Consider the following 26,160-nt stretch of genomic DNA (forward strand, 5'->3'; position numbering starts at 1 on the left):
TCGAAGAATTCAAAAATAGCCCGATTAGTACAGATTACTGTAAAATCAAGCCATTGGTTTTCCACTATAGTTTACACTGACATTCTTTGCATAAAAAAAAGCCCTTCAAGGCTTTCAAAAAATGCGGTGGGACGAGGGGACAGGTCCGTTGTCCCACCATTTTTCTTGGGATGAGGGAACCCCACTATTTTTGTTCCAGGACTTTTATAAATTCTCTCATGTAGTCTGGTAGGTCTGGTGGACGGCGGCTAGAGACGAGATGGCCGTCGGTTACGACAGGTTCGTCAAACCAAGTCGCGCCTGCATTTTCCATGTCATCTTTAATTCCTGGAGTGCTCGTCACTTTTTTCCCTTCCAGTATCTTAGCTGAGATTAGTACCCAACCTGCATGACAAATTTGTCCGATTGGCTTTTTGTCATCGTTCATTTGCTGTAGCATCGATAATACTTCCGGAAACCTACGAATTTTATCTGGAGCCCATCCTCCCGGCACTAAAATCGCATCGTAATCTTCTGCTTTTATATCACCATACGCAAATTCGGAAATGGCAGGGACACCGTACTTACCTATATATTTCTGATTCGCTTCTTCACCAACAAGGTCCACAATAGCCCCTTCTTCTCTAAGCCTCATAACCGGGTACCATAGTTCTAGATCTTCAAAGTCGTGGTGAACAAGACCGATAATCTTTTTTCCCATTAATCGCATTACATAACCATCCTTTCATTTCTAGTTTCATTCATTGTACCATTTCAAAAGGCTATCTTAAACTGAGGAGGTTTTATATAGGGTCAAAGCGAAGAAATGTATAATATAAAGGTTTGGTGAGTCCTTTCTTCCTATTCTTCAATAGTAAAAATTCAAACAAACGTTTGTTTGAAATCGGCATTTACAAAAATAGCTCGATTAGTACAGGTTACTGCACTATCGAGCTATTAGTACTCTAGTATAATTTCTTATAAATCAGATATGAAGTGGGACGAGGGACCTGTCCCTCTGTCCCTAGTTTGCAACTAGGTTGTTTTTGTGCAGGTTTCTTCCAGATGTGAATTCTGGTAATAGATCTGCATGTGCATCAATTAATTCTTTTGTCATATCCCAGATTTCATCAAGTGAAAGGACGGAAGCAGTGTGTGGGTCCATCATGACTGCTTGATAAACATAATCGATATTTTTAGTTAGAACAGCTTCAACTGTTAGTTGTTGTACATTGATATTTGTCATGTTCATCGCAGCTAATTGCGGAGGTAGTTCACCAACATAGCAAGGTTGAATTCCTCCTTTATTAACTAGACATGGAACTTCTACACAAGCATCATTTGGCAGGTTTGTAATCAAACCTGTATTGGCGACATTACCCCAAATAACACGGTCTGTACCTGTTGTGATAGAATGGATGATTGGTGCACCATATTCATGGCTTTTCTCTGCCTCAATGATTTCCCCATTTTCCACTTTAACCTTGGTTTCTTCAAACTTCTTTAAGTTGTTTTCGCTTCGACGAATATATTCGTCGATAGGAATATCAAAGCGTTGAATAAGTTCGTCTCTTTTAATAAAGTATGGAGTGTACTCTGACATATGCTCACTGGATTCTGTAACAAAATAATTCAATCGTTTCATCATTTCAAAACGGACCTTATCTTGGCTATAAATTTCTTCTTTCTCCATGGCTTCAAATAGTTTAGGATATAAATCCTCACCATTCTGCTTTAATTCTAAAAACCATGCCATATGATTAATTCCAGCAACCTTATAATCTAGTTCTTCAACTGGAATATTCAAGTAGGATGCAAGATCATCAGCCGTATTTTGAACACTATGACATAGTCCAACAGATTTAATAGAGGTTGCCTTAGATACGGCATGCATTAACATGGCCATTGGATTTGTATAGTTTAATAGATAGGCATCGGGACAAACTTCCTCCATATCTTTGCATATATCAAGCAACACCGGGATTGTGCGCAATGAACGGAATACTCCACCAACTCCTAGAGTGTCAGCAATTGTCTGTTTAAGCCCGTATTTTTTAGGAATTTCAAAGTCTTTGACTGTCGCTTCATGCATTCCTACCTGAATTAGATTTAATACAAAGTCAGCATCTCTAAGTGCTTGCTTTCTATCCAATGTCGCAAATACTTGGGCTTCTTTTCCTTTGATTAAGTTACTAGCCATTTTTTTTGCGGTATCCAGTCTTTCTTCGTTGATATCTGTTAACCAAAAAGTGGTGTCTGATAGTTCTGGATAAGAAATAATATCTGATATTAATCGTTTGGCGAATACAACACTTCCAGCACCTATAATAGTTACCTTTGTCATAATGAATCTCTCCTCAAATCATATTTATTCTTTCATTCCAGAACCGACAAAGCCCTGAATAAAGTATCGTTGGAAGAACAGAAATACAAGTAAGATAGGGATAATCGATAATAAAGTGAGTGGCATTATTTGAGTCCATTCAATATAATGTTCACCTTTTACCATAGCTAGACCTAATTGGACAGTGTACATGCTTTTTTCAGATACAACAATTAGTGGCCATGCTAATTCATTCCATCTCCACATAAATGTAAAAATAACGAGCACTGCGATTAGGGGTTTAATATTTGGCAAGATGACCTTAGTAAAAATTTTAAATTCACTTGCTCCGTCAATTCTTGCCGCTTCAATTAATGAGTTAGGAATATTTAAAATGTACTGTCTTGCCAAAAACAGTCCAAATGCCTCTGCTGCTCTAGGTACGATTAGACCAGCGTAACTGTTGATCCAATCCAATTCTTTTAATATAAAGAAGTTTGGTACCATTGTGATCTGGACGGGAATCATTAATGTACTAAGTACCATTAGAAATAAAAAGTTTCTTCCTTTGAAGCTGTATTTTGCAAAGGCATAGCCAGCCAAGCAGTTGATAAACACGGTAAGCGCCACAGCTAAAATACTGACAATTAAAGAATTGCCGATATAACCAAGAAAAGGAGCTGCATCTAGTGCATCAATAAAATTACTCCATCTTAACTCTTCAGGAAAAAGAGTAACATTCTTTGAACTTACCTCCTCAGGAGACTTTAGAGATGTAGACAACATCCAAAAGAACGGCATGATAAATAATAGAGCCATAAAGCATAAGGCGATAAATGCAACTGTCTGTTTTACAGTAAATGACCGTTTCCTTCTTCTCTTAGGTTGCATACTTGTAATGTTACGGAAGTTCCTTGTTGGGTTTGTTTCTGGATGTTCTTTATGAGAAATTGGAGTAGCTGTTGATTTCATGAATCATCCCTCCCTATCCGAAGCTGTATAGCAGTTAATACCATAATAATCAGGAAGAAGACGGTACCGATTGCTGATGCATAGCCCATGTCACCTTCAACAAATGCTTTTTGGTAAATATACTGAACGATTACTGTTGTTGAAAAGCCTGGACCACCATTTGTCATCGTGTAGATAAGGTCAAAGACCATGAAACCATGTATAACTTCCATCACGATGATAAAGACGGTTGTGGGTTTAATCATGGGAAGTGTAATTCTCCAGAACTTCTGCCAATCATTTGCTCCATCCATATCTGCTGCCTCATAAAGGCTGTCCGGAACAGCTTGGAGTCCTGCTAAATAAATAACTAAACAATAACCAATTCGTAGCCATAGCGTTGTAATTATGATGGCCGGCATTGCCCAAGTCGTTGAAGTTAACCAGTCAACTGACCCAATTCCAAAGTAAGAGAGAATTTCATTAAACAATCCATAGTGTGGATTGAACATCCATGTCCAAATGAGTCCTGCTGCTGTCATGGAGACAACAACAGGAGCAAAGAAGATCGTACGAAAGATAGGGCGCAGAGGAATCTTGCGGTTAAGCAAGATAGCCCCTAATAAACCGAATGCAGCACTCAAAGGAACAGTGGCAGCTGTATAATAGACGGTATTTCCAAGCGACGTCCAAAATACGTTATCCGAAAACAGTTTCACGAAATTTTGAAATCCAATGAATACTGGTGCCCCAAGAATACCCCAATCATGAAAGCTAATATAGAATGTGAAAATGATTGGAATAATCATAAAGATTAAAAACAATAAGACATTGGGTGCAATGAATATATAGGGGGCAATTGCTATTGAGTTCTTTTTATACCAATTTTTCATGAAATACATAGCTATAACCCCTTTTAGTTTTCTTCAAGTATAGAGTTGATCCTTTCATTGAAACTCTTAGCTGCATCTTCAGGTGTTGTATTGGAAATAAATAACTCTTCTAATGTCTCTGCTAAAGCTTGGTTTATCTTAGAAAAATTAGTGCTTGTCACTGTTTGAGCCAACTCCGATGGCACTGTCTGTGATTGTTCGATAAATAGATTCAGCATTTCAGGATCCTCAACTGCATAATTAAATGGTTCAGTAATATCTGTACGGGAAGGTAAGAATAAACCTTTCTCTACAAATGCCTTCATAACTTCTGCTTCACCCATATAGGCTAAAAATTTCTTAGCAGCCTCACTATGTTCAGAAGCAGCCGGAATTGCTATACCATTACCACCTAAGTCAGATGCTGCAGACTGCTTCACAGGCATGTATGTAACGCCCCATTCAAAATCTTTCATATCAGTTTCGTATTTCGGTATCATCCAGTTTCCTGAGATTAATAGTCCAACATTTCCAGAAGAAAATAACATATTGAAATCATCTGAACCCTTCATGCTATTACCTTGTGACATATGGTTCTTAAACATATCCTGTAAAAATCTAAAAGATTCAATAGCCTCTGGAGTATCTACATTTCCTTTTGTTGCGTCTTCATTTAGTATGGTTGCTCCATTTTGGAAGAAGAATGGTAGAGAACGGTATGAGGAACTCGCTGCCCAGTTAAATGCAATTCCTTTTTCAGCTAGCCCAGCATCCTCAATTTTTGTAGCTACATCAATAAATTCTTCCCATGTCCAAGCATCTTCAGGCGTACTTGGAGCTTCAATTCCTAGTTCATCTAAATATGTCTTATTATAGAAAACGGCTAAAGTATCTGTGTGATGTGGTAAACCAAAGATTTTATCTTCAAACGTGACTGCTGTTAATAAACTAGAATTAAAGTTTTCCTTATCTGCTTCTAAAATATCGGTAACATCTAGTAAAGCACCTTTACTAGCAAATTCTCCAAACTTTTGGTATTGAATTCGGAAGATATCTGGCGAGTCATTCGCAGCGATTCTTGTCTGGATTTTGGTGTAATAGTCCCCTTGTGATGGAGATGGTACTTGGTTCGGTTTTACATCAATATCTGGATTTTTTTCCTCAAAATCCTCGATCATATCTAAAAATGCTTGTTCCTCTCCGCCCGCAGCAGCCCAGTATACAAATTCAATTGTTTCTTTATCACTATTCTCTGCCGGATCTGATTCTCCATTACTACTATCAGATGAGCCTGCACACCCTGTTAATAAAAAGGCAATCATAAGGGATACAAAAAGAATAAAACCAGTTTTATTAAACGCTTTCATTTTACTTCCTCCTTTTTTAAACGCTTTCATTTAAATCCCCCTCCACTTAATGGCTTTACTAGAATAGTTGCGATTGGGCTGATTCCTCCTTTTAATTATTTATTATTGTTACCGCAGCTTTTGCGGACAATTAACTCAGTTGGCAAATATGTAGTTAATGGAAGTGTGATTTCACCTTTTACTCGTTCTGATAGTAATTTAACAGCTATTCTACCTAACTCTTCTTTATGTACGCGAACTGTCGTCAAAGGTGGATTTATATAGGGTGACATTTCTAAATCATCAAAGGAAATAATAGATATGTCATTAGGTATCGTTAAGCCTTTTTCCTGAATCGCCCTATATGCGCCATAGCTCATCCTATCACTGGCAATGAATAATGCTGTAGGAAGATGATCTAAAGCCAAAATTTCCTTCATCGCACGGTACCCACCATTAACTGTAAAACTGCCATTTTTAATCCATTCTTTTTTTATAGGAATATTAGCGTTATTTAGGGCTTGTTCATATCCTTGGTATCTTGCTTCCTCAGTTATTACACTTTCGGAAAGTGCATTTGCCCCAATAAAAGCAATATCTCGATGTCCAAGATTCAATAGATGACTAACCGCATTGAATGCACTCTTTTTAAAATCAAGGGTGACATAATCAATGGGTAAAGAGGGGTTTCCCCCAACAGATATGATGATTGAGACCTGTTGTTTAATCGTTTGAAGATATGAGTTTTCAAGTGGGCCAACAACAATAATAGCAGTGTTATCTCCAGTGAATTTAGTTGGCAACATACCTTCCTGCAATTCCTGTTCATCTATGGTAAATTGTATATTTAAACCCTGGTCCATCAATTCTTGTTCAATACCATAGATAATTTCTGAAAAATATGGATCCTTGTATTTATTTTTTGAATTATTTAGCAATAAACCAATCTGTACTTCAGAAATATTTCTGATTTTTTCTGTGGGTTTCATATGTTTTTTATATCCTAGTTCTCTAGAAATACTAAAAATCTCATTTCGAGTTTCTTCATCTATTGATGTTGGTGTATTATTCAGTACTCTTGATACAGTTGATACTGACACATTTACCCTCTCAGCAATATCTTTTAATGTAACTTTCATAACTTGCCCTCCAATTATTTCAGAAAAAACTCAGAAATTTTCTGTAAATTTATTGTATATTATTCAGAATTTAAAATCAATAAGAATTATTAAAAAATTTAGTCAATATATTTCTGAGATACAGGACCGGTCCCTCTGTCCCAGTTTCACTACTATATTAGCATTTCTTTAAGACGCAAATAATAGTTCCATCAAGCTTTTGTTTGAAAAATATTTCGCAGTTGATACAAGTTAAATTAATAAATAGTACATTATTAATTATTTCCTCTCTATAATTTCTGTAGTGGTACGCCCCTCTCGTCTCTCTCCCTTTTGTACTTGTCCTCATTAAAGTGTTTAGCGTATGATACACTAGACACACAACAAGCATTGCTGGATAAAGTGTTTGTCTTAAGCAATTGGAGGCGTAATCAATATGAAATTAGGTCGAAAAGTTAAATATAATCTTGTGCGTTTACTTAGAGTTAACGATAGCCCTCATCAGGTGGCGTTAGGTTTTACATTGGGTTTTATACCAAATTGGTATCCTACTTTTGGACTTGGCGTGATTCTCTCGGTCGGCCTAGCAAAATTAGTTAGGGCGAATACAGTGGCAGCCTTTGTAGGTGGTTTGATTGGGTCTCCCTTGTGGCCTGCGTTATTTTTGTTAAATTATAAAGTTGGTAGTCTTCTTTTAGATAGGAGTACGAGAGTAGATGAACTCGAGGATGTTGACTACGCAGATGCTCTGGAACATACGTTAGATGGAGTAAATAGCCTTTTTTCAAAAGGATTTACATTTCTAGAAGGGGCCTTTATTAATACCGTTCTTTTCTCCATATTCTTTTATTTCATCGTGAAATTTCTATTTAAAATGTACCGTAAAGGTTTATTACGTATGATCAGAGGGAAGTTTCACTGACCGCTCCTGTGGTTCTAGAAAGCTAGGCTTTCCTCCCCAAACACTTCACATACATCTCCTTTCATCTATTTGATGCACATTGGGGTCTAGCCCAAAGAATTAGAATAGTAATTCACCTCGTTTCACCACTAGAACAGCATTTCTACTCCACCCAAAAAGTCGTCCAATCAAGCGTTGATTGAAATTGAAAGTGCTTGGTACTGTTGTCTTAGACTGCTAATCAAACGTTTGTTTGAAATAAAATTTTGCAATTAGTACAGGTCGAAGTAAATTAATAGTACCGTAATATTCTTTAACACTTGGTTCTGGGACAAGGGACCTATCCCTCTGTCCCTCCCGGGCGTCACTGTGACGCAAAAAAAATGTAACGTTTTAGCCTTGTAGAACGTTTTTATTAGTATGAGAAACCTGGCCAGGGAAAAAGGAGTTACGTCTTATGTCCGACAACAAACATGCAAGGAAAATAGGACACGATGCTGACTTGAATTCCATTGAGGAGATTTGTTCTGCGACATGGGAAAAAGTATATCGATATATATATTATAAAGTTCAAAATCGTGAGGAAGCCGAAGATATTACGCAAGAAACGTATGTAAAGGCCATCCCCTTTTTACAAAAGGGAGGCATTCAACCAGAAAAATACAGTGGTTATTTGAGAAGCGTGGCTTTAAATTTGCTTCGTGATGTATGGCGCAAGAAAAAGCGGAGAGGCACACACGTTAATCTCGAAATGATAAATCCACTGGAAAGTGCCATAGACGATGCTACCGAAATGAGTGCACAGAGGATGGTTATTGAAAAAGCACTAACTCAACTGAAGAAAGAGCAGCGCACCATTATCGAATTAAGAATTCTACAAGGATATTCCGTAGCGGATACAGCTAAATTGATGAACAAAACAGAAGCAAACATACGTGTAATACAGTATCGAGCCATCCAAAAGCTTTCTGAAATCCTTAATGCACATGAAAAGGAGGAATAAATGAATGAACGACAATCATAAAAAACTATCTGATTATATAGATGATTTAAATGCAGAGCAAAAACCAAGTGCACATGGAAATCCAACAAACAATGAAGAACTAAATGAACTTTACGAAACTGTAAGGAAAATTCACAGCTTAAAAGAACCATGTATGCCACAGACAGGTTATGAGAAAACATTAGTAAATTCTATTAAAAAGAACAGACCAAAAAAGAAAACATCATACAAGAAAAAACGTTTCTGGGTTACAAGCGTGGCAAGTATCGCAGCCATACTGTTCTTAGCAATTGCACTGAATTTCTTCTTGCCTCTTACTAACAACGCCAACATCGTTCACGCCATGGAAGAAGCTTTTCAAGAAGTAAAAGCATATCATGGGAATCTTACAATCGTCGAAACCAATGCGAATGGAGATTCGATCACACAGTCAACATTAAAAGTATGGGCAAATCAAAATGGCGACTATTATACGGAGGGGTTGAAAGGCGCGCATAAAGACTTAGTTACAGTAAATAATGGCGAAAAGAAATGGCAAATTGTTCCCGATCAGGAGCAAGTTCATCTGTTCGCACCATTTCCTGATACGTATCGTTTTACATTTGAACTTGGACATGAGATTGAAGAAGTGAAAAATGCGCTATCCACTGAGGTGATCGGGGAAGAATCGATTGATGGCCGTGAAGCCACGATTTTGGAAGTTATTCCACAAGGTGGAGAGCCTTATCGGATTTGGATTGATCGTGCTACAAATCTACCGATTCAAAAAGAAACGACGATGTACAATGCGCTTCAATACAAAATAACATTCACTGATTTGGAAGTTACTGAACAGATTCCAGATGAATTACTGACATACAATGTTCCAGGCAACTATGAAGAAATCGAGTCAGATGGTGAGCAAGTTTTAAATAACTGGATGGAAGTTAAGGAGTATGTCGACTTTTCACCTAAATTACCGAGTGGAAATCCAGCTGGCTTTTCATTAGAGAGGATCGCTATCTTAACAGATCATGAGACTTTGAAGCTTTATTATATGAATCCTACTCAAGACAAAATAATTACTGTCATTCAAGGAAGGGCTACCGATGAATTCACTCCTGATTCTAATGCCATTTTAGGTAAAATCGAGAATCAAACTGCAGAGATTCTGTCTCCTATAGCGGATCATGGAATCCTTGTAGGCTCCATTCCGTATGCTAGTACAACTGACCTTCACTCTATTCGATGGCAGGAAAAAGATCTAGAGTTTACTATAATTGGAAATACGACGTTAGATGGATTGGTTGATTTCACAGAAACTATGACAGATGGTGATGTGAATATCCCATTGGATGAGTCCTCCAAAAAAGGAAAAATCGAAGTACCTGTTAACCTAGAAGTTGAGAAAAATGACCAGAAAAGTGCAGATGCAGGACACTCAGTCTTTAAACTTGACCCATTATTTGCCTCACAAGTTTTTGTAAGTCTGAAGATTTCACCTGAAGGTATTAGTGGTGAATATCCAATAACAGAAAGTGACTTAAAAGTAGTTGAAAACACAGGGAAAGATGCCATAGTTGAAGTAACTGGAAAGAAAACTCCTATATCAAGAGTTTACCTAAAGAGGTTAATCAGACAAGATTCTACTGGAATATGGACGGTTGTAGGATACGACCCCAAAGAATAGATGCTATGGTTGGCAAATAGAAAGCTGAGAGCTATAGATGCTAAAAAGTTACTTATTGTTAATTGGAAAAACTGTCTTAGTTAGACAGTTTTTTTCTTGTATTTCGGATATCTTTATTTGTAAGGAAGAAGGAAGTAGCATAGAATTAAAAGGCGTTCTTTTCCATTTTATAAGGAGTGAATACATTGAGAAAAGCCTCTATTTTGTTTATTTCAGTCTGGTTTTTCATTTTCCTAACAGTTACCAATCGGAAAAAGAACGAACCTCTTCCGAATTAAAATACTGACGACTTTTGTCGATATAATATTTAAATGTATAGTGTAAGGTGGAAAGAAAATGATTCTTAAATATTGGCATTTTCTTATGATGAAATATTACTCCCATTTAATTAGTGATGCCAGGGATCCAATACTTAGAGAAAAATTGATAAATAAGCTTGAATACCACAGTAACGAATATAATAAAAAAGTAAGATAATCGTATAATCGATAAGGAGGCGAGATAATTGCAGCGGATGAAAAAATGGATATTGCCAGCTTTCTTGATTACGATTATTGCTGCTACTCTTGTGATTTCAATTCCGTTCCTTCAACCTGAAGAAACACAAAATGAATCATTAATCGTTTCTAACATGATGAAAAGAGAGCCCCCCGTAAAGAAGATCAAAACCATTGATATTAACGAGAATCAGATTTCCCAAGGAGACTTGCTGTTAGCCAACAATACCTACCCGATTAAACAAACGAGTATAAAAGAAGATATTGTAGCCTTATCATCAATAGAGGAATTAGGTAAACAATTCGGGACGAGCGTTGATTCTATTTCTCTATCAAAAGAGGCGGGACTCGAATTTTCTATGATGATGGATGCAGCCAAAAAGGATGGGCTGGTTCACTTTTCGGTGAATAGTGGATTTCGAGACTTTGAAGAACAAGCAAAACTCTATAAAGAGATGGGATCTAGTTATGCCTTGCCACCAGGTTATAGTGAGCATAATCTAGGATTATCACTCGATGTTGGCTCGACCATGATGAAAATGGAAAATGCCCCTGAAGGAAAATGGATGGCAGAAAATGCATGGAAATACGGATTTATTCTCCGGTATCCAGAGGACAAAACAGATATTACCGGAATTGAATATGAGCCATGGCACTTTCGCTATGTAGGCTTGCCCCATAGTGCGCTTATGAAGGAAAAGGACCTCGTGCTGGAGGAATACATAGATTATCTAAAAAAAGAAAAGAACGTGATGACAACGGTTGGAGAAATAGACTATTACATCTCCTACCACCCTGTTTCAGACACACTTGAAATCGTAGAACCTATTCTTTCTCAATATGAGATTTCTGGGAATAACGTGGATGGGGTGATCGTGACGAGATATCGGTAGTATTTCATGGTTCAACAAAAAATAAGAGATGCCTGTAAATTTACAAGCATCCAAAAAATATCATTATCACTTTAATATAGTAACTTTAACTTATCCCGAAGCGATCTTGCACCGGTATCCCTAGACGTTACTGTGAGAAAGAAGTGGGACAAGGGACCTGTCCCTGTGACCCACACTTTTGACAACTTTCGAATCTTCAACATGAGCTTCGCCTATTGTCTACCTTTGGTCAATGGAATTGACTCGTATTCTTCAGGGTTAATGTCGTACACGGTTCCATCGGCTACGCCGTTGATAATTCCGTATAGACCTCTTTCAACTGCTTTTACTAGTTCCCCCTTTTTCTTTTGGCCCATGCTTTGTGTTTGGCCTCTTACTTCAAACAACACGGCGCCACTTCCGTTTAATGCAAATGTTCCTAACGCTGTTCCTGGTAGGTCAAGGCCTTGTGGATAAAGGGAAATGTTTGCATTCCCTTTTTCTTGTAAGGCGTCAAACACTGCAACATTCAGCTGGCGCGAGAAATCATAGTCGTATGTATCCGCATATTCGGCATATTTTTCAGTTGTGGCTGGGTCTGGGACGAATTGGCCACTGATAGAGAACGTGACTAGATCGTCTGTGCCTTCTACCTCATAGTATGGTGCTTGATGGTGTAAGTCTACAAATACGTCCACCTTGCCAAACTCAGCTTGAAGGTCCTTATACACGTCACGAACGACCTGGGATTCAGGTGTAATGAACCATCCTGGTTGAGAAGAATTCCCTGGGAAGTCCTCAGGCTGTGGGACATAATCAAGGTTTGGATTAAAGTCACGGTTAACATCAAAGCCTGGCTGTGATGCATAATCAAAAGTCTGATTCTGATATGTATAGTAGTTCCATGTTGGTCTTACGCTTGCTAATTGTGGAAAGTCCTCTACTACCTCTGCCCATGTTAAATCATTTCCACGACGACTCAACTCAGACGCGTCTGGGTTCATTTTCGGTAGCGCTACAATCGTAACCTCTTCACGAATCTTTTGTGCTTCAGGAGAATTTGTACCCAAGAATTGTAAAATGTTGAGTATGGCCTCCGTTCCTGTCGGTTCATTTCCGTGAATTTCACTTTCGAGTAAAATGACCTTGTCTCCTTGGCCAACTGTCGCCTTGTAGATTTCTCTACCTCGGTTTGAGTAACCCGCTACCTCAACCTGAACCTTTCCTTGGCTGCTCTTTGCGATTTGCTGCAGTTTTTTCCCTAACTGCTCATGATTCGTGAACCCCTCTACAGATAAAACTTGCTCATCAGGTGTCCCAGGTGATGTTTCCGGTTGTTGTGCAAACACCGGCGTTACCAAACTTGCCGATAATGCAATAACCCCTAACGTAGAAATAACCTTTTTCTTCTTCACTACCACCACTCCACTCTACTATTTTTTCTGTGAATACAACTAGATTGTATGAGTTTAGTAGATTTAGATTTGTCGATTTCCGCTGTCGAAACTGTACTAGTTTTGACTATTTCTATCAAATTACTTCGAAAACCGAAACTTTTATTAAAAATGAATAGTTGGTCCTATCCTATCAAATCAGCGGAAATACCTAGTTTTTATGTAGAATTGTAACTTTTGGAGTATAGGGTTTTAGATTTGATTACGGTCTAAATTTTCGACAAACTTCGAGAAGTTAGCGTGACCTAATCAATTCATTACGAATTTTTCCTTTGCTCACATCATAGGAATAAACGTGGTACTACTTTTGGTGTAGGGCTTTTGCAAAAATGGCTATATTTCAAGGAAAGGTGATGTAAGTATGAATGTGTTAGAAGTTCGGAATTTAAAGAAATCATTTGGTTCCATTCAAGCCGTTAAAGATATTAGCTTTTCTGTAAAAGAAGGAGAGATTTTTACCATCATCGGTCCAAATGGGGCAGGAAAAACAACAACACTAGAAATGATAGAAGGCTTGGTCACGCCAGATCAAGGAGAAATACAGTTTGGTGAACTGAACTGGAAGAAGCATGCACTAACGATCAAAAGGAAAATTGGTGTACAGCCACAATCGAGTGCCATGTTTGATTTATTGACACCAGAAGAAAATTTGAATCTATTTGCTACATTTTATGACAAGGCGCGGTCAACGGAGGAAATTCTCAAATTGGTTAATCTTACGGAGCACCGGAAGAACCAAGTAAAAAAATTATCGGGCGGTCAGCGGCAACGACTTGCCATCGGGCTTGCCATGATTAGTGATCCCGATATTGTATTCCTGGATGAACCGACAACTGGCCTCGATCCTCAGGCACGACGAAATGTGTGGGACATTATTCTTGAGCTTAAAAATTTAGGGAAAACGACGATTCTTACCACTCATTATATGGAAGAAGCTGAAAAACTGAGCGACAGAGTATGTATCGTTGACCAGGGGTTGGTTGTAACCTTGGACTCCCCTTCCGGTTTAATCGAAAAATTAACAAACGAAAGAGAGGTACGATTATCCTTCCTTGATGGAGAGAAAGCCGCCCAGGATGCGGAGCTTTTTGCAAAGTCGATTGAATCTATAACACGAACAGAACGGGAGGACACCACGCTTAATCTATGGACCATTAAACCAGAGGATTCACTGTTTAACCTCTTTAAATTCACAAAGGAAAAGGAATATCAAGTCGAACAAGTTTCCATTCACGAAATGAGTCTTGAAGATGTCTTTATAGCTTATACCGGTAAGGAGTGGAGGGATTAGGATGAATAATCTCAAGCAATTTAAACAAATGTTCCTTGCTCAGCTAAAATTAACCTTCCGTGAAAAACAAGCTTGGTTTTGGGGGATTTTCTTCCCAGTCATTTTAATGGTTATCTTTATGACGATATTCAGCGGTGGTTCAAGTGATGATTTCAACACGAAGGTGGTGATTGTGAATGAATCTCCGAATGAAACATCTACGATGATGGAAAAACAACTGCAACAAGTTCCGATTATCGAAGAAAGCGGAGATGGTTCGGTTAGTGAAGATAAAGCAAAAGATTTAGTAATAGAAAAGGAAGTCGATGCTGCCATCATTTTGCCAGAATCGGCACAGTCAACATCGATCAAGCTGATCGTAAACAAAGAGAATGAACAAAGTGTATCAACCCAAGTCGTTTCGGGAATTCTCGATAATTTCATTCAGCAGGCAAACTTACAAGCCGTTGGTGCCACCCCAACTTTTAACCAGCAATTCGAGACGGTTTCCTCAGGCGATCCGGAATTAGATTATACTGACTTTCTCTTAACGGGAATGATCGCTTTATCCATTGCTCAAGGTGGCTTGTTCGGAATGGTTGACTTAGTGGATATGCGTAGAAAAGGATTAATCAAAAGGTTACGGATGACCCCTGCAAAAATGGGCATCTTTGGACTTAGTGATATGATCATGCGTCTTGTATTTAGCATCATCCAAATCACGCTCTTATCCTTAATTGGCGTATTCGTATTCGGGGCCAATCTGTTTATTAACTTCCCTAGTTTACTATTAGTCTTCTTAATGGGAGCTCTCGCTTTCAATGCGATTGGCTATTTTATTTCTTCTTTTAGCAATACGAATGAAGCCTATATGGGAGTGGCAAACATTGTTAGCTTTCTCATGATGTTTGTTAGCGGCATTTTCTTTCCTATTGAAACAATGCCTGAATGGCTGCAACCTATCTCAAACATCCTTCCGCTCACCTATTTTGCAGACGGCCTAAGAGACAGTATGGTCTATAATACTCCTATTCTTTCATCCCCGCTTTGGCTTGGTTTTGGGAACATGCTCCTTTGGGGTGGGGTCGCCTTTATCTTGGGTTCCTTGTTATATAAAAGACAATCAATTGTATCAACGAGGTAAAATGATGAAAAAGGAGGGCAGATACCTGCCCTCCTTGGTGTTACCTGGACTCGAAAGTGGGACAAGGGACATGTCCCTGTGGCCCAGGTCATGCTACGAAATAAAATACAATTAAAAATATCCAATCAAAGTCCGAAATCCCACGTGCCGCTATAGTCCAGCTATTCTCCAAAAACGGCCCTACCCATTACTGCGTGTGTAGCGCCGGCTTCAACTAAGAGTGGAAGGTGCTCGTATTTAACGCCACCATCAACCCATATTTCTCCGTTAAAGTTGTAGTTCTTAGCAACCTTCTTAACCTTTTCAACCATTGCCACATTAAACAATTGTCCTTGTCCGTCGGGTTCTGAGGTCATAATTAATATGCCATCTACCTGATTCATTAAGTAAGAATAAGAATCTACTGGTGTTTTTGGATTGAAGGCTAAACCGCATTTTTGATTTGCCTTACGTACTTTTGATAAAAAATCACTTGGATATGGAAGTGACTCAACATGGGCAAATATGATGCTTGGTGATAAATCCATAAGTTGTTCCAAGTAATCATATGGATTGGTAACCATTAGATGAAATGAGAATGGAAGATGTGTAACACTTCGAAGAGCTTTTATGGTTTTCTGTCCAAAGGTGATATTCGATATAAAGTTTCCGTCCTCAATGTCGATGTGAAGATCGTCATAATGCACTTGAACTTTCTTTACTTCTTCGCCTAGTTGCAATGGGTTTGCAGATGCAATCGAAGGTGAAATCTTCATTTGTACCTCCATTATTTCTCTATGACCGTATACCTGGTGTAACATGTCATATTTTTTAATGAATTAACCACCAGCAGAAACTACCTCGAAGACCACTGCTATCGTTCGTCCCCCTTCCTCAAACGTCGGTGGGACAAGGAACATTCCCCTTGCCCCACCAGCATCTGTCAGTTCCTGAATCTTTTTACCTCATCCATGAATTCTTTGACTCTCTTTTTATCAACATGATTATGGAAGTTTCCGTCGTATTTAAATGTTGTTCCAACAATGGCTCCATCTGCCACCTCTAACTGCTGTTCAAAATTGGTTAGCCTCACACCCGTATTCGCGAAAAGAACAGTTTCCGGAACAGTTTTCTTCACTCGCTTCATAAGTTGAGCATCTGTCTCCACACCTGCTGTTAACCCAGAAACACAAAGTGCATCAGGCTGATTATTAAAGACTGTTGACTTTGCAATACTTTCAATTGTTCTAGGTGCCAGATAACTAGCTGCCTCAGGAATAATATTGAATAAAACCTTCACATCACCTACACCTAGATGATGCTTATGACGAATGGTGTCCCCTACATTGGTATTCCATATCCCGAAGTCGCTTGCATAAGCACCAGTAAAGATTTCTCTAACAAACAACGCATTCGTTGCGGCTGCTAAATCTAGTGACTTCTTGGCATCCCATAAGACATTTACACCAAATGGAATTTTAATTTCACTTTTCAATTCACCTATGATTCTCGCCATTGCAGCAACTGTCTCGGTTCGTACATCTGTTAGATACGGCAGGCTAAACTCATTGGAAAACATAACCGCATCTACTCCACCATCTTGAAGGGCATGTAGGTCCTTTCGAGCCATCGATATCACGTAGTCCATCCCTTTTTCGTTGTCAAAATTCGGGTCTCCAGGAAGTGGTAATAGATGACACATTGCAATAATACATTTCTCCGTTCCAATTACTTCTTTTAACCAAGTCATACCTGCACCTCTTGTTAGTCATATTTTTAATTCGTATTCCCTGATGTTGATGGTTTTCTGAAGAAGAATAATACCGCTGCTACGAAGGCTACGATTAAGAACACGCCAACTATTTTTAACTTGGCGAATAAGGAAAACACATAGGCTACTAGATTACCAGCTGATAATGCAGTAATGTCGGTTGCACCTTCAGGGAAGTCAAAGCCTGTATTCATAGCTGTTTCAGTAATAACCGGAGCAAAATAGCTTGCAAGCATGAGAATGATAGCCATTACAATGGTTCCACTTATTAACGTTCTAAAGAAATCCCCTCTATGAATAGGAGTGGCCATCGCGATAAAAAATGCAGTTGCAGCTAGATCACCGAAAGGTAAGGTTGTATTTAATGGGATAATCATTGCTAGGAGTAGGGTAATTGGAATGAGTAGGATTCCGATTGTGATTGTGGTTGAATGTCCAAGAGTTACGGCTGAATCAAGTCCGATATAAAACTCCGAGCCTTTAAAACGCTTTTCCAAGAAGGCTTTTGCCGCGTCTGAAATGGGCACTAGACCTTCCATAATCACTTTAACCATTCGTGGTAAAAGGAGCATAAGGGCAGCCATCGCTACACCTAATTCAATCGTTTGCTTCACATCATAGCCAACTACTAAACCGATTAAAATACCTAGGAATAACCCAATCATAAATGGTTCTCCGAATATCCCTAGTTTTTGGTTAATGGCGGCTGAATCAATTTTCCTATTTTTAAAGCCTGGAATCCTGTCATATATCTTATCGAGGAGCATGTAAATAGGGACGGTCGTAATTGCAAACCCCTGGGGAATGGAGATACCTGGTATACCGATCTCTTTTTGAACCCTTTCAGCAGATACATCGGCGATTTTCAGAGCAATGATAGCGTGCCCTGCTGCCCCAAGTAATCCATACCAGAAACTATTTGTGATCGACATAATAATCGCACCTGAAAAAGCAAAGTGCCAATAATTCCATATATCGATATTGACAGTTTTGGTTTGCTTTGTCAGAAGCATGAGGAAATTAACAATAATAATAAAAGGAATGATAACGGCTCCTACTTTTGTAGCGAATGCTACACCAGCTGCAGCAGGCCAGCCCGCATCTACAACAGATAAATTAAGGTCGAATTTTTCTATTAAAATAGTTGTTACTGGACCAACATAGTCCCAAATAAGATTTAACACTAGGTTTAGACCGACAAACCCAATACCTACTAGAACACCGGCACGAATTGCCTTTCCGATACTAAGTCGGAAAACAAGCCCAACAATTGCAATAATGATTGGAATCATAACAGTGGCACCTAAACCACTTATATAATCAAACACGCTAATAATAAAATCCATACACAATCCCCCTTATGTGATAAAACTAAGATAGACTCTCTAAAATTTCTTTTTCTGTTTGCTCTACGCCCACTCCAGTAATAAAGGAAATACCTAATACAATAGGAATTGAATAAGAACGATCGACTTTCATCGACGTAACAATCACATTTGCTTGATCTACATAGCGTGAAATATCACCAAGTGTACATTGGATAATGTTTGCTTGAATATGTTGAGAGCTTAGTAATTTTTGGACTCGATCACAAATTAAGGTTGAAGTTGCAACACCTGCACCACATGCTACGATTATGGTCTTCATTGTGCACCTCCTTTCTCGAGTATGTATTGTTTTCCAAATGATGTATGAGTAGTTAGAGACTGTAGAAAATGGAAGAGGACGTGTATGAGTGCTTTTACATCAGATAGACATACTGTTTCAATTGGAGTATGAGTATACCTTGTAGGAATCGAAAAACCAGCTGTCATTATGCCTTGTTCAGCAAATGATATAAAGGCATTTTCAGTAATAACTCCGAGTGCGACTTCATGTTGCAGGGGTATATTCTGCTGCTCGGCAATCGTAACGATTTGATTAAATAATCCTTCATCAGGGAGTACCCCGGCTAATGTCCCACGGCCATGAAAGTTCATACACGTTATGGCTGGTCCATTGCCAATGATCACATCAGAATATCCGCTCATATCCGGTGTATCACAAGAAGGAGTGACATCAATTCCTATCGAAACATCTGGTGATAGTTTTCGCACTACTGGCATGATGCCCCGAATATTAAACTCTTCTTGCACACATGCGACTAGATGAATATCCCATTGGAGTTTATCTTTTATCTGAAATAGTTCCTGAGCTAACAGTAGCAAGCATGCACAAGCTGCGCGGTTATCCATGGCTTTATTGGAAATCAAGTCACCTGCTAGTTCCGTAAAATCAGAATGGTAGGTGATAAATGAACCCACATTGACTCCTAGTTCCTTCACATGATCCCTCGTTCGTGCCCCAATATCAACATACATTCCATCAGTGGGTACTTTTCCTTTTTGATCTTGCTTTGTAAAATGATGGGACGTGGTTCCAATGAGCCCCGGGATAACTCCTTTCGAGCCGATTACATCCACTTTTAGCCCCGGCAACACATTTACATGTACTCCACCAATTCGTTCAACCCGCAAAAACCCGTTCTCCTCAACCTTTCGGACAATAAACCCGATTTCATCCATGTGAGCAAACAACATAAGCTTTTTCGGATTCGAAACACTAGAGAAAAACGAACATGTAACATTCCCTAAAGGGTCAACCTCGATTTGATCTCCATATGGCTTTAGACTTTTTATCATATAAGATATGACCTTATCCTCACGAGAACTTACTCCAGATATGGATGTGAGCTCTTTAATAATTTGTTTGAGCTGTTCCACCGATTCACCCCCTTTTCTCTAGTAAGATTGATTGAAACAACTCTAGAACGTCTTCTTTTGTCTCTGCCTTTTGAATATTATTCATAAATGCTTCATTTTGAAAAAGGGACGTTACTGCCTGTAACACTTCTAGATGTTGTGAAGAATGCTTTAATGCTAATAGAAACACAACATGCACCAGCACTTCTTCGTCTAACGCCCCCATGTTTCCAAAAGCTACTCCATCTTCTAAAATACCTATAGCAATTCTTTCTTTAATTACATAGGACGGTTCAGCATGTGGAATCGCAACCCCACAGCTGGTTGTCACTAATCCAGTAGGATACAAAGCCTCTCGTTCCAAGAGTGCTTTTTCATACCCCTGCATTACGAAGCCCTTTTCGACTAATTTGTTTCCAAGCCAACCTAGAAGTTGTTCTTTCGAATTGCATTTCAACTTAAGAAAGATTAACTCTTCATCCAATAAACCATTAAGTAGATTCACTCATATACCACCTTCCTCTTTGCCAGCTGTTATAATATCTTTAGAAAAACTGTTCCAAGACTCGAGATCAGATAATTGTAAAAAACCTTCATCTGTAATAATGGTTTGGACCTCAAAGATATCCGCAATTTTAAAAAAAGAAATTGAACTGAATTTGCTACTATCTACTAATAAAAATCGTTCCTTACAAATGTCTATGAAAGCCTTTTTCACACTAGATTCCTCTATATTTGAGTTCGTAATTCCCTTGTGAATATGTATCGCATCTGCAGTAAGGAACACCTTATCTACATGGAATTGACTTGTAAGCATTTCTGTAATGGGGCCAATCAGACTGTATACACCTTTTCTCTTTTGACCGCCAAGAACGACTAACTCTATTCCATCATTCTCGGCCAGAACCATCGCAACCTTAATATCATTTGTAATGACTGTAATATTTTCCATATCCTTAAGCTCGTTAGCTAACATTAATGTAGTAGTCCCGCTATCAAGCAGAATGGTTTCACCAGGAAAAATATATTGTTTTGCAACTTTAGCAATCTGTTTTTTGCTCTCATTTGCAATTTGCTCCTTCAAGCTTTGTTTTGGTTCAAAATTAGTCCCCTTCTTTACACTCTTTGCGCCACCATGTGTTCGAATAATAGCACCTTCTTTTTCAAGTACTTGCAAATCGCGAATGATAGTGGGTTTTGACACCTGGCATAAATCAATTAGTTCAGTCGTTTTAGCAAATCCTTTCTCATTGATGAATTGCAGTATTTTTTCAGCCCTTTCAGCCTGAAGCATAAAAAATAACCACCCTTCTTACCAGCATTCTATGAACCGATATGATTGTTTATGAATTCATTTGAGATGTTTTGATAAAAAATATAAGGGTTTATTATCGTACCGGAAGGAATAGTTAGGAAAAAACGCTTTTGGTTCACTAGGGAGGGAAAGAATGTAGTAAATATTACAACATTTTACAATTTTATTTTTTATGATTGGTAAACAGGCTTTACAGGGTGAAACAATTTGATTATATACATCTCGGATTGGTCTGGGACAAGGGGACAGGTCCCGTGTCCCATCTTGAATAGTCAGTTACATGATTTTTGTAGGATCTAATATATCCATTTTAGACCAGCCCTAAAGGTCTACCCTTTTAGGAACTATATGGGTTTGTCCCCCTACAAAAGTAATGTAAGTTCATCCCTTTTATGCAATAATATTCTGGTAGATATCTAAATCTACAATTCATACATAACGAAAGTAGGAATCAGAATGGCGACGGGAACTCATACAGTAGTAATTCCAGTAGATGTACAAGCAGTTTGGGACTATGTTAGTGATCTTGAAAAGTGGGCAACGACAGTACCAGCGTATAAAGAACATGAAATCATCAATGACAAGCAATCAATTTGGACGTTTGAAGGTAATGTAAAAGGGATTAAAAAGACGGTAAAAGCGCAGGTAGATATTACTGAGTGGAATGAGCCTTCTAATATTAAGTTTGAACTGAAAGGGTTATCAGATAACTTTACAGGTAGCGGTCACTTTACTGCAGAAGAGGTTAATGGGAAAACAACCATGACTTGTACCGTGGAAGTCCATGCAGGCGGATTATCGGGTGCCGTGTTAACACCGATTATTAAATGGGCTGTTCCAAAAGTTGCAACTCGTTTAACAGAATCAATCGCTCGTAAAATTCCAGTGTTTTCATAGTTTTATAGATGAAAATCTCTCAAGCAAAGTAGAAAACAATCTGATATAACCAAAGTAATTTTAAAAATATGCATTAAGAAAGAAGATGAACTACATGATTGTATGGATTCATCTTCTTTTTTATTTTAAAGGTAATTATCAACAGCTATCTGCTAGTACCATTAATAAAAAGCCAATGACACTATTCAGCCCTACATGATTTATGTATAGTTATAGGGGAGGGTGAAGATATGAGGTTATTAAAATTTCTTTTTTTCACCATAGTTGTATTTGTGATTCTAGGCTATGGGGTTTACTATTTTGGAACCAAAATAGTATCTGATTAGTCAGAATTAGAAAATAGCGGAGAAATTGAAGATATTAAAAGGGCAGTTGAAAACGATCCAGAGTTAATGACCTTTTTGAAAGACGCAAAATCAGTTGATAAGAGTAAACTTCCATTTACAACAAAAGAGGAGGCGACTAAAGTTCTGATTAATAAAGTCGGTATTACTCAACTAAACGAGATTAGACACCAAGGACAAGAAGGTACAATTTCTAATGAAGAAGTACTTGATGAAGTACAGAGCAAATTAAGCGAAGATGAAATTCTAGCATTAAAAGTAATTGCCTATAAAGAATTATATAATCAATAATGTAAAAGAGAGCTTCTTAATAGCTCTCTTTTTATGATTCTCCATTCTAGCTCGCAACCTTCGACAAATTTCGGGGTGTCACTGTGACCCAGTAAACCCAGAAGTATTACTCACGACCATTGTCTAGGTAGGTATATAATGTGTATTTAGAAATGTCTAAAAAGCGGCATACATGATCCCCTGCCTTTTTAATTAAGAAGGCACCGCGTTTGTCTAGGTATTTAATCGCTTGTATCTTATCTTCCTTTGTCATATGGACAACTGGTTTACCGATTTCCTTTTGGCACTCCTGAATGAGGTATTCTAGGAGCTCATTTACATCTTCTACAAAGACCTCTTTCACCTCTGAATTTAGACTATGCATAGTGATTGATTGGATTGTTTTTTCTGCCATAATTAAATCAGAGATATCAAGATTGATACAGATTGCACCAATAGGTGTACCTTCACTATTATTAATATATATGGAGGTTGACCTTAGAATCTTACCACTCTTTGTATGTGTAATATAATTATAACGATCTCCATCCTTTACCGTTCCACGAAGAACCTCAAGACCTAAATTTGTGCCACTGTCTCCGATTTTACGACCAGTAATCGTAGGATTTTCAATCGCCACGATAGAATTCTCGTAATCACCCGTTAAATCATGGAGGACCACTTCACATTTATCCCCAAATTGTGCACTTATTCCTTTGATGATTTTTTTGAGTAACTCCAATTCATCTTTTATATTTTCCACTCTCTTTACCTCGATTCACATTCCACTGTTTTTCTTAGATAATGATTTGATTTTACTCCAATTGAAGATTTAGTCAATGATTTCTGCAATCACATCAATCTCCACAAGTATATCCATCAACTGACTGCCAACTGTTGTACGAACTGGATACGGTTCACTGAAAAACTCCCAATAAACTTCATTATATTCGTCAAAATACTTTAAATCGGATAAATGTGCTGTCACTTTGACAACATCGGACATTTTTGCGCCTGCCGCCTCCAATATTTCTTGGATATTATGCAACACCTGTCTTGTTTGTTCTTTTATTGTTGCTGGTGTTTCTCCTGTTTCAGGATTTTTTGGCCCTTGACCTGCTACATAAACTCGATTTCCAACCTTTACTGCTTGTGAATATGCCCCCACTGGAGTGGGTGCTTGACTTGTTACAATTCCTTCTTTCACCATATATCCCTCCAAATTAATTATTATCCATATTAAGTACAACTAGATTGTGAAAAAGACGGCGTATACGTTGAATAGAATGATTCTCACGTGTTGGGTGAACACGATTTGTTAGCAGAACGGCAAATAGATCTTTTTCTGGATCCATCCAGATACTTGTTCCTGTAAAACCAGTATGGCCATAAGAGGATGGAGAAAAGAGATCTCCTGCTGGAGAACCATGTTGATCTTTGGCCTGCCAACCTAATGCTCTAGCTAGATTCAATGAAGATGTAAAATTATTAGTCATAACCCTAACAGTAGGAGCCTTTAGAAAGTCTTCTTGGTCTGTTGCACCCTTTCGTAACATCATTTGACAAATAGTGGACATATCTTCCGCCGTTCCGAATAACCCTGCATGACCTGCAACCCCTCCTAGCACCACACAGTTTTCATCATGTACCTGACCTTTTACCATTTGGTTTCGCCATGGACAGTTTTCGGTTGCAGCAATTCGATTTTTTAACATTACTGGTGGATTAAATAGGGTATTCTTTACTCCAATAGGATGAAAAACGAGCTCATCCATTGCTTCATCAAGCCTCTTATCCACTACTTGTTCAATGATATCTCCTACAATCATAAACCCCTGGGATGTGTATTCTACATAAGTTCCTCGTTCATGTCTAAGGGGCAATTGCCGGACGGCCACTTTCATATCTTCCACTGTCTTTGCATGTTTGTATAAGGGCTGCTGACCTGGTATCCCGCTTGTATGTGCTAGTAATTCAAACAGCGTAATCTCGGCCTTATCTGTCCCCTCATAGCTCGGTAGAAAATAGGAGATAGGATCTTCGAGTGAAAGCACACCTTGTTCAAAAAGCTTCATAAGAGCAAGGGCAACTAGCGGTTTTGTAACGGAAGCCAAATCCCACAAACTATCAATTTCTGTCTTTTGGCCACCCCATGCTAATGTTCCTATTGCACCTTGTGCCACTATTTCATGGGAATTTCCATATGCAAACACAGCTCCTGAAAAAGACTTATCATTTCTTGCTTGTTCAAGTAACTTTACAACATTCATCATTTACTTCACCTTCTTCAAGAAACTTCGCGCTATATTTTCATAGATATCAACGGCTTGTTCCACCTGGGTTATCTCAACGAACTCGTTTGGAGCATGTGCTTGCTTCAAACTCCCCGGTCCGATAATAACAGTCGGAATATTAGCAATGGTAACAAGCTTACTCATATCACATCCTGCCGGAAATCCTTTCAGTTGATGTATTGATTGTGTTACATTGTTGATAGTATTGAGTGCCACTTCAACAATCTTCTCTGAAGAATGTGTCTCTGATGGAATCGTTGCTACTACCGTCTCTATTTTTTCAATATGTAAATCAGATACAGTTTCTTTGATATTTGCTAGAACCCTATCTAACTCTCGATCTGCCTTAGCATGTGTTTCTCCGGGTAGGAGCCGTCGATCAATAATCATTTCGGTGTAACCTGGTATAGTGTTCTGTCTTGTACCACCTTGGATAATCGTTACTTCTGCACTTGCAGGACCGAGTAAAGGGTGTGGAAGTTGAATCAGTTGTTTATTTAACTTCTCATATTCCAAGACAAAATGTGCGGCATGGACAATAGAATTAATGCCTAAATCAGGTCTTCCTGAGTGTGATTCTAGTCCTCGAAAACCTAGCCGTCTCATGTATGTACCTTTGTGAGCAGTACAAACCTCTAACTGTGTCGGTTCACCTACTACAGCCCCATCTGCTTCTATACCCTGATTGACTAGGTGTAAACTACCTAGTCCCCCTGCTTCTTCTCCCATAACAGCCGTCAATATGAGTTTTCCGCTAAGTTCTTTCTGATTTCCGGTAAGCCGTTCCATGGCTGCAATCATGCTTACAAGACTTCCCTTGGCATCACATGCTCCAAGTCCGTATAAACGATTACCTTTAATCTTTGGTTCGAATGGAGGATTATTCCACTTTTGACCCTTTGGATTGTTCACATCCATGTGTGAATTGAACACCAAGGTTGGTCCTGGACCGAACTCTAAAGTCATTATTAGATTATCCTTTCCAGGTTCAACTGTTTGACGTTCGATGATGGCGCCAAAATCCTTTCCCCATGCCTCGATCCAATTTGCAACATCAGCAACATCTCCTGGTGGAGTTGGACTTTTCAATGCCATACATTCCATTAATCTTTTAATAACCTTACTTACATTTGACATAAAATCTCTCCTT

At 38.5% G+C, this 26,160-nt stretch carries 26 protein-coding genes; 8 read left to right on the forward strand and 18 right to left on the reverse strand.

Annotated elements, in window-relative coordinates; translation table 11 throughout:
* Window positions 1-184: 184 nt before the first annotated feature.
* From AC6CHV_RS16425 to AC6CHV_RS16450, 6 genes are all read right to left on the reverse strand, one after another.
* Window positions 185-709, reverse strand: coding sequence for a type 1 glutamine amidotransferase domain-containing protein (locus tag AC6CHV_RS16425; protein ID WP_121445605.1), 525 nt, complete (start codon window positions 707-709; stop codon window positions 185-187).
* Between the two features lie 294 nt (window positions 710-1,003).
* Window positions 1,004-2,323, reverse strand: a complete 1,320-nt coding sequence (locus tag AC6CHV_RS16430) for an alpha-glucosidase/alpha-galactosidase (RefSeq protein WP_121445604.1) — start codon at window positions 2,321-2,323, stop codon at window positions 1,004-1,006.
* Window positions 2,324-2,347: 24 nt separating this feature from the next.
* On the reverse strand, window positions 2,348-3,274 hold the full coding sequence (locus AC6CHV_RS16435) for a carbohydrate ABC transporter permease (RefSeq protein ID WP_207899825.1): 927 nt from the start codon (window positions 3,272-3,274) through the stop codon (window positions 2,348-2,350).
* Complete coding sequence (locus AC6CHV_RS16440; RefSeq protein ID WP_121445603.1) at window positions 3,271-4,155, reverse strand: carbohydrate ABC transporter permease; 885 nt, start codon at window positions 4,153-4,155, stop codon at window positions 3,271-3,273. The genes AC6CHV_RS16435 and AC6CHV_RS16440 overlap by 4 nt, the downstream gene beginning before the upstream one ends.
* A gap of 14 nt (window positions 4,156-4,169) precedes the next feature.
* Window positions 4,170-5,522, reverse strand: coding sequence for an ABC transporter substrate-binding protein (locus tag AC6CHV_RS16445; RefSeq protein WP_121445602.1), 1,353 nt, complete (start codon window positions 5,520-5,522; stop codon window positions 4,170-4,172).
* A gap of 65 nt (window positions 5,523-5,587) precedes the next feature.
* Window positions 5,588-6,610, reverse strand: a complete 1,023-nt coding sequence (locus AC6CHV_RS16450; protein WP_121445601.1) for a LacI family DNA-binding transcriptional regulator — start codon at window positions 6,608-6,610, stop codon at window positions 5,588-5,590.
* A 415-nt stretch (window positions 6,611-7,025) separates the two neighbouring features.
* Between AC6CHV_RS16450 and AC6CHV_RS16455 the strand changes: the two genes are divergently transcribed.
* The 4 genes from AC6CHV_RS16455 (at window position 7,026) to AC6CHV_RS16470 (ending at window position 11,552) form a co-directional block, all read left to right on the forward strand.
* Window positions 7,026-7,511 (forward strand): DUF2062 domain-containing protein, encoded by a 486-nt coding sequence (locus tag AC6CHV_RS16455; RefSeq protein WP_121445600.1) that lies wholly within the window; start codon window positions 7,026-7,028, stop codon window positions 7,509-7,511.
* 436 nt (window positions 7,512-7,947) lie between these two features.
* Entirely contained in the window at window positions 7,948-8,493 is a 546-nt protein-coding gene (locus tag AC6CHV_RS16460; RefSeq protein ID WP_121445599.1) for an RNA polymerase sigma factor, read from the forward strand.
* A gap of 4 nt (window positions 8,494-8,497) precedes the next feature.
* The gene (locus AC6CHV_RS16465) at window positions 8,498-10,162 is read left to right on the forward strand and encodes a LolA family protein (RefSeq protein ID WP_121445598.1); all 1,665 of its coding nucleotides are present in this window, start codon (window positions 8,498-8,500) and stop codon (window positions 10,160-10,162) included.
* Between the two features lie 514 nt (window positions 10,163-10,676).
* Window positions 10,677-11,552, forward strand: a complete 876-nt coding sequence (locus AC6CHV_RS16470; protein ID WP_440272411.1) for a M15 family metallopeptidase — start codon at window positions 10,677-10,679, stop codon at window positions 11,550-11,552.
* A gap of 212 nt (window positions 11,553-11,764) precedes the next feature.
* Here AC6CHV_RS16470 and AC6CHV_RS16475 read toward each other — a convergent pair whose 3' ends face one another.
* A complete protein-coding gene (locus AC6CHV_RS16475; RefSeq protein ID WP_498079238.1) occupies window positions 11,765-12,946 on the reverse strand; it encodes a M14 family zinc carboxypeptidase in 1,182 nt (393 codons plus the stop codon).
* A gap of 400 nt (window positions 12,947-13,346) precedes the next feature.
* Between AC6CHV_RS16475 and AC6CHV_RS16480 the strand changes: the two genes are divergently transcribed.
* Together AC6CHV_RS16480 and AC6CHV_RS16485 are read left to right on the forward strand one after the other, a co-directional pair.
* Window positions 13,347-14,276: an ATP-binding cassette domain-containing protein gene (locus tag AC6CHV_RS16480; RefSeq protein ID WP_498079239.1), complete on the forward strand. Its 930-nt coding sequence runs from the start codon at window positions 13,347-13,349 to the stop codon at window positions 14,274-14,276.
* Between the two features lies 1 nt (window position 14,277).
* The gene (locus tag AC6CHV_RS16485; RefSeq protein WP_440272401.1) at window positions 14,278-15,399 is read left to right on the forward strand and encodes an ABC transporter permease; all 1,122 of its coding nucleotides are present in this window, start codon (window positions 14,278-14,280) and stop codon (window positions 15,397-15,399) included.
* A gap of 161 nt (window positions 15,400-15,560) precedes the next feature.
* Here the strand turns inward: AC6CHV_RS16485 and AC6CHV_RS16490 are convergent, their stop codons facing one another.
* The 7 genes from AC6CHV_RS16490 to AC6CHV_RS16520 form a co-directional block, all read right to left on the reverse strand.
* Window positions 15,561-16,154 (reverse strand): ribulose-phosphate 3-epimerase, encoded by a 594-nt coding sequence (locus AC6CHV_RS16490; RefSeq protein ID WP_440272402.1) that lies wholly within the window; start codon window positions 16,152-16,154, stop codon window positions 15,561-15,563.
* Between the two features lie 167 nt (window positions 16,155-16,321).
* The gene (locus tag AC6CHV_RS16495; protein WP_341333118.1) at window positions 16,322-17,128 is read right to left on the reverse strand and encodes a BtpA/SgcQ family protein; all 807 of its coding nucleotides are present in this window, start codon (window positions 17,126-17,128) and stop codon (window positions 16,322-16,324) included.
* 26 nt (window positions 17,129-17,154) lie between these two features.
* Window positions 17,155-18,495 (reverse strand): PTS transporter subunit IIC, encoded by a 1,341-nt coding sequence (locus AC6CHV_RS16500; protein WP_498079240.1) that lies wholly within the window; start codon window positions 18,493-18,495, stop codon window positions 17,155-17,157.
* 25 nt (window positions 18,496-18,520) lie between these two features.
* Complete coding sequence (locus AC6CHV_RS16505; protein WP_121445586.1) at window positions 18,521-18,796, reverse strand: PTS sugar transporter subunit IIB; 276 nt, start codon at window positions 18,794-18,796, stop codon at window positions 18,521-18,523.
* Entirely contained in the window at window positions 18,793-19,911 is a 1,119-nt protein-coding gene (locus AC6CHV_RS16510) for a M42 family metallopeptidase (protein WP_498079241.1), read from the reverse strand. Before AC6CHV_RS16510 ends, AC6CHV_RS16505 begins: the two co-directional genes overlap by 4 nt.
* A 4-nt stretch (window positions 19,912-19,915) precedes the next feature.
* Window positions 19,916-20,395, reverse strand: a complete 480-nt coding sequence (locus AC6CHV_RS16515) for a PTS sugar transporter subunit IIA (RefSeq protein WP_498079242.1) — start codon at window positions 20,393-20,395, stop codon at window positions 19,916-19,918.
* Window positions 20,396-21,184, reverse strand: coding sequence for a DeoR family transcriptional regulator (locus tag AC6CHV_RS16520; protein WP_498079243.1), 789 nt, complete (start codon window positions 21,182-21,184; stop codon window positions 20,396-20,398).
* Window positions 21,185-21,661: 477 nt separating this feature from the next.
* On the opposite strand from AC6CHV_RS16520, the gene AC6CHV_RS16525 reads away from it, so the two are divergent.
* Both AC6CHV_RS16525 and AC6CHV_RS16530 read left to right on the forward strand, forming a co-directional pair.
* Entirely contained in the window at window positions 21,662-22,102 is a 441-nt protein-coding gene (locus AC6CHV_RS16525; RefSeq protein WP_498079244.1) for an SRPBCC family protein, read from the forward strand.
* A gap of 392 nt (window positions 22,103-22,494) precedes the next feature.
* Window positions 22,495-22,737, forward strand: coding sequence for a hypothetical protein (locus AC6CHV_RS16530; RefSeq protein ID WP_498079245.1), 243 nt, complete (start codon window positions 22,495-22,497; stop codon window positions 22,735-22,737).
* Window positions 22,738-22,843: 106 nt separating this feature from the next.
* Here the strand turns inward: AC6CHV_RS16530 and AC6CHV_RS16535 are convergent, their stop codons facing one another.
* The 4 genes from AC6CHV_RS16535 to AC6CHV_RS16550 form a co-directional block, all read right to left on the reverse strand.
* Complete coding sequence (locus AC6CHV_RS16535; protein WP_121445581.1) at window positions 22,844-23,479, reverse strand: PAS domain-containing protein; 636 nt, start codon at window positions 23,477-23,479, stop codon at window positions 22,844-22,846.
* Between the two features lie 69 nt (window positions 23,480-23,548).
* Window positions 23,549-23,926 (reverse strand): Rid family detoxifying hydrolase, encoded by a 378-nt coding sequence (locus tag AC6CHV_RS16540; protein ID WP_498079246.1) that lies wholly within the window; start codon window positions 23,924-23,926, stop codon window positions 23,549-23,551.
* 13 nt (window positions 23,927-23,939) lie between these two features.
* A complete protein-coding gene (locus AC6CHV_RS16545) occupies window positions 23,940-24,989 on the reverse strand; it encodes a serine hydrolase (RefSeq protein WP_498079247.1) in 1,050 nt (349 codons plus the stop codon).
* Window positions 24,990-26,147: an ArgE/DapE family deacylase gene (locus tag AC6CHV_RS16550; RefSeq protein ID WP_498079248.1), complete on the reverse strand. Its 1,158-nt coding sequence runs from the start codon at window positions 26,145-26,147 to the stop codon at window positions 24,990-24,992.
* Window positions 26,148-26,160 lie beyond the last annotated feature (13 nt).

This window comes from Ferdinandcohnia sp. GQ5 (assembly GCF_059759275.1).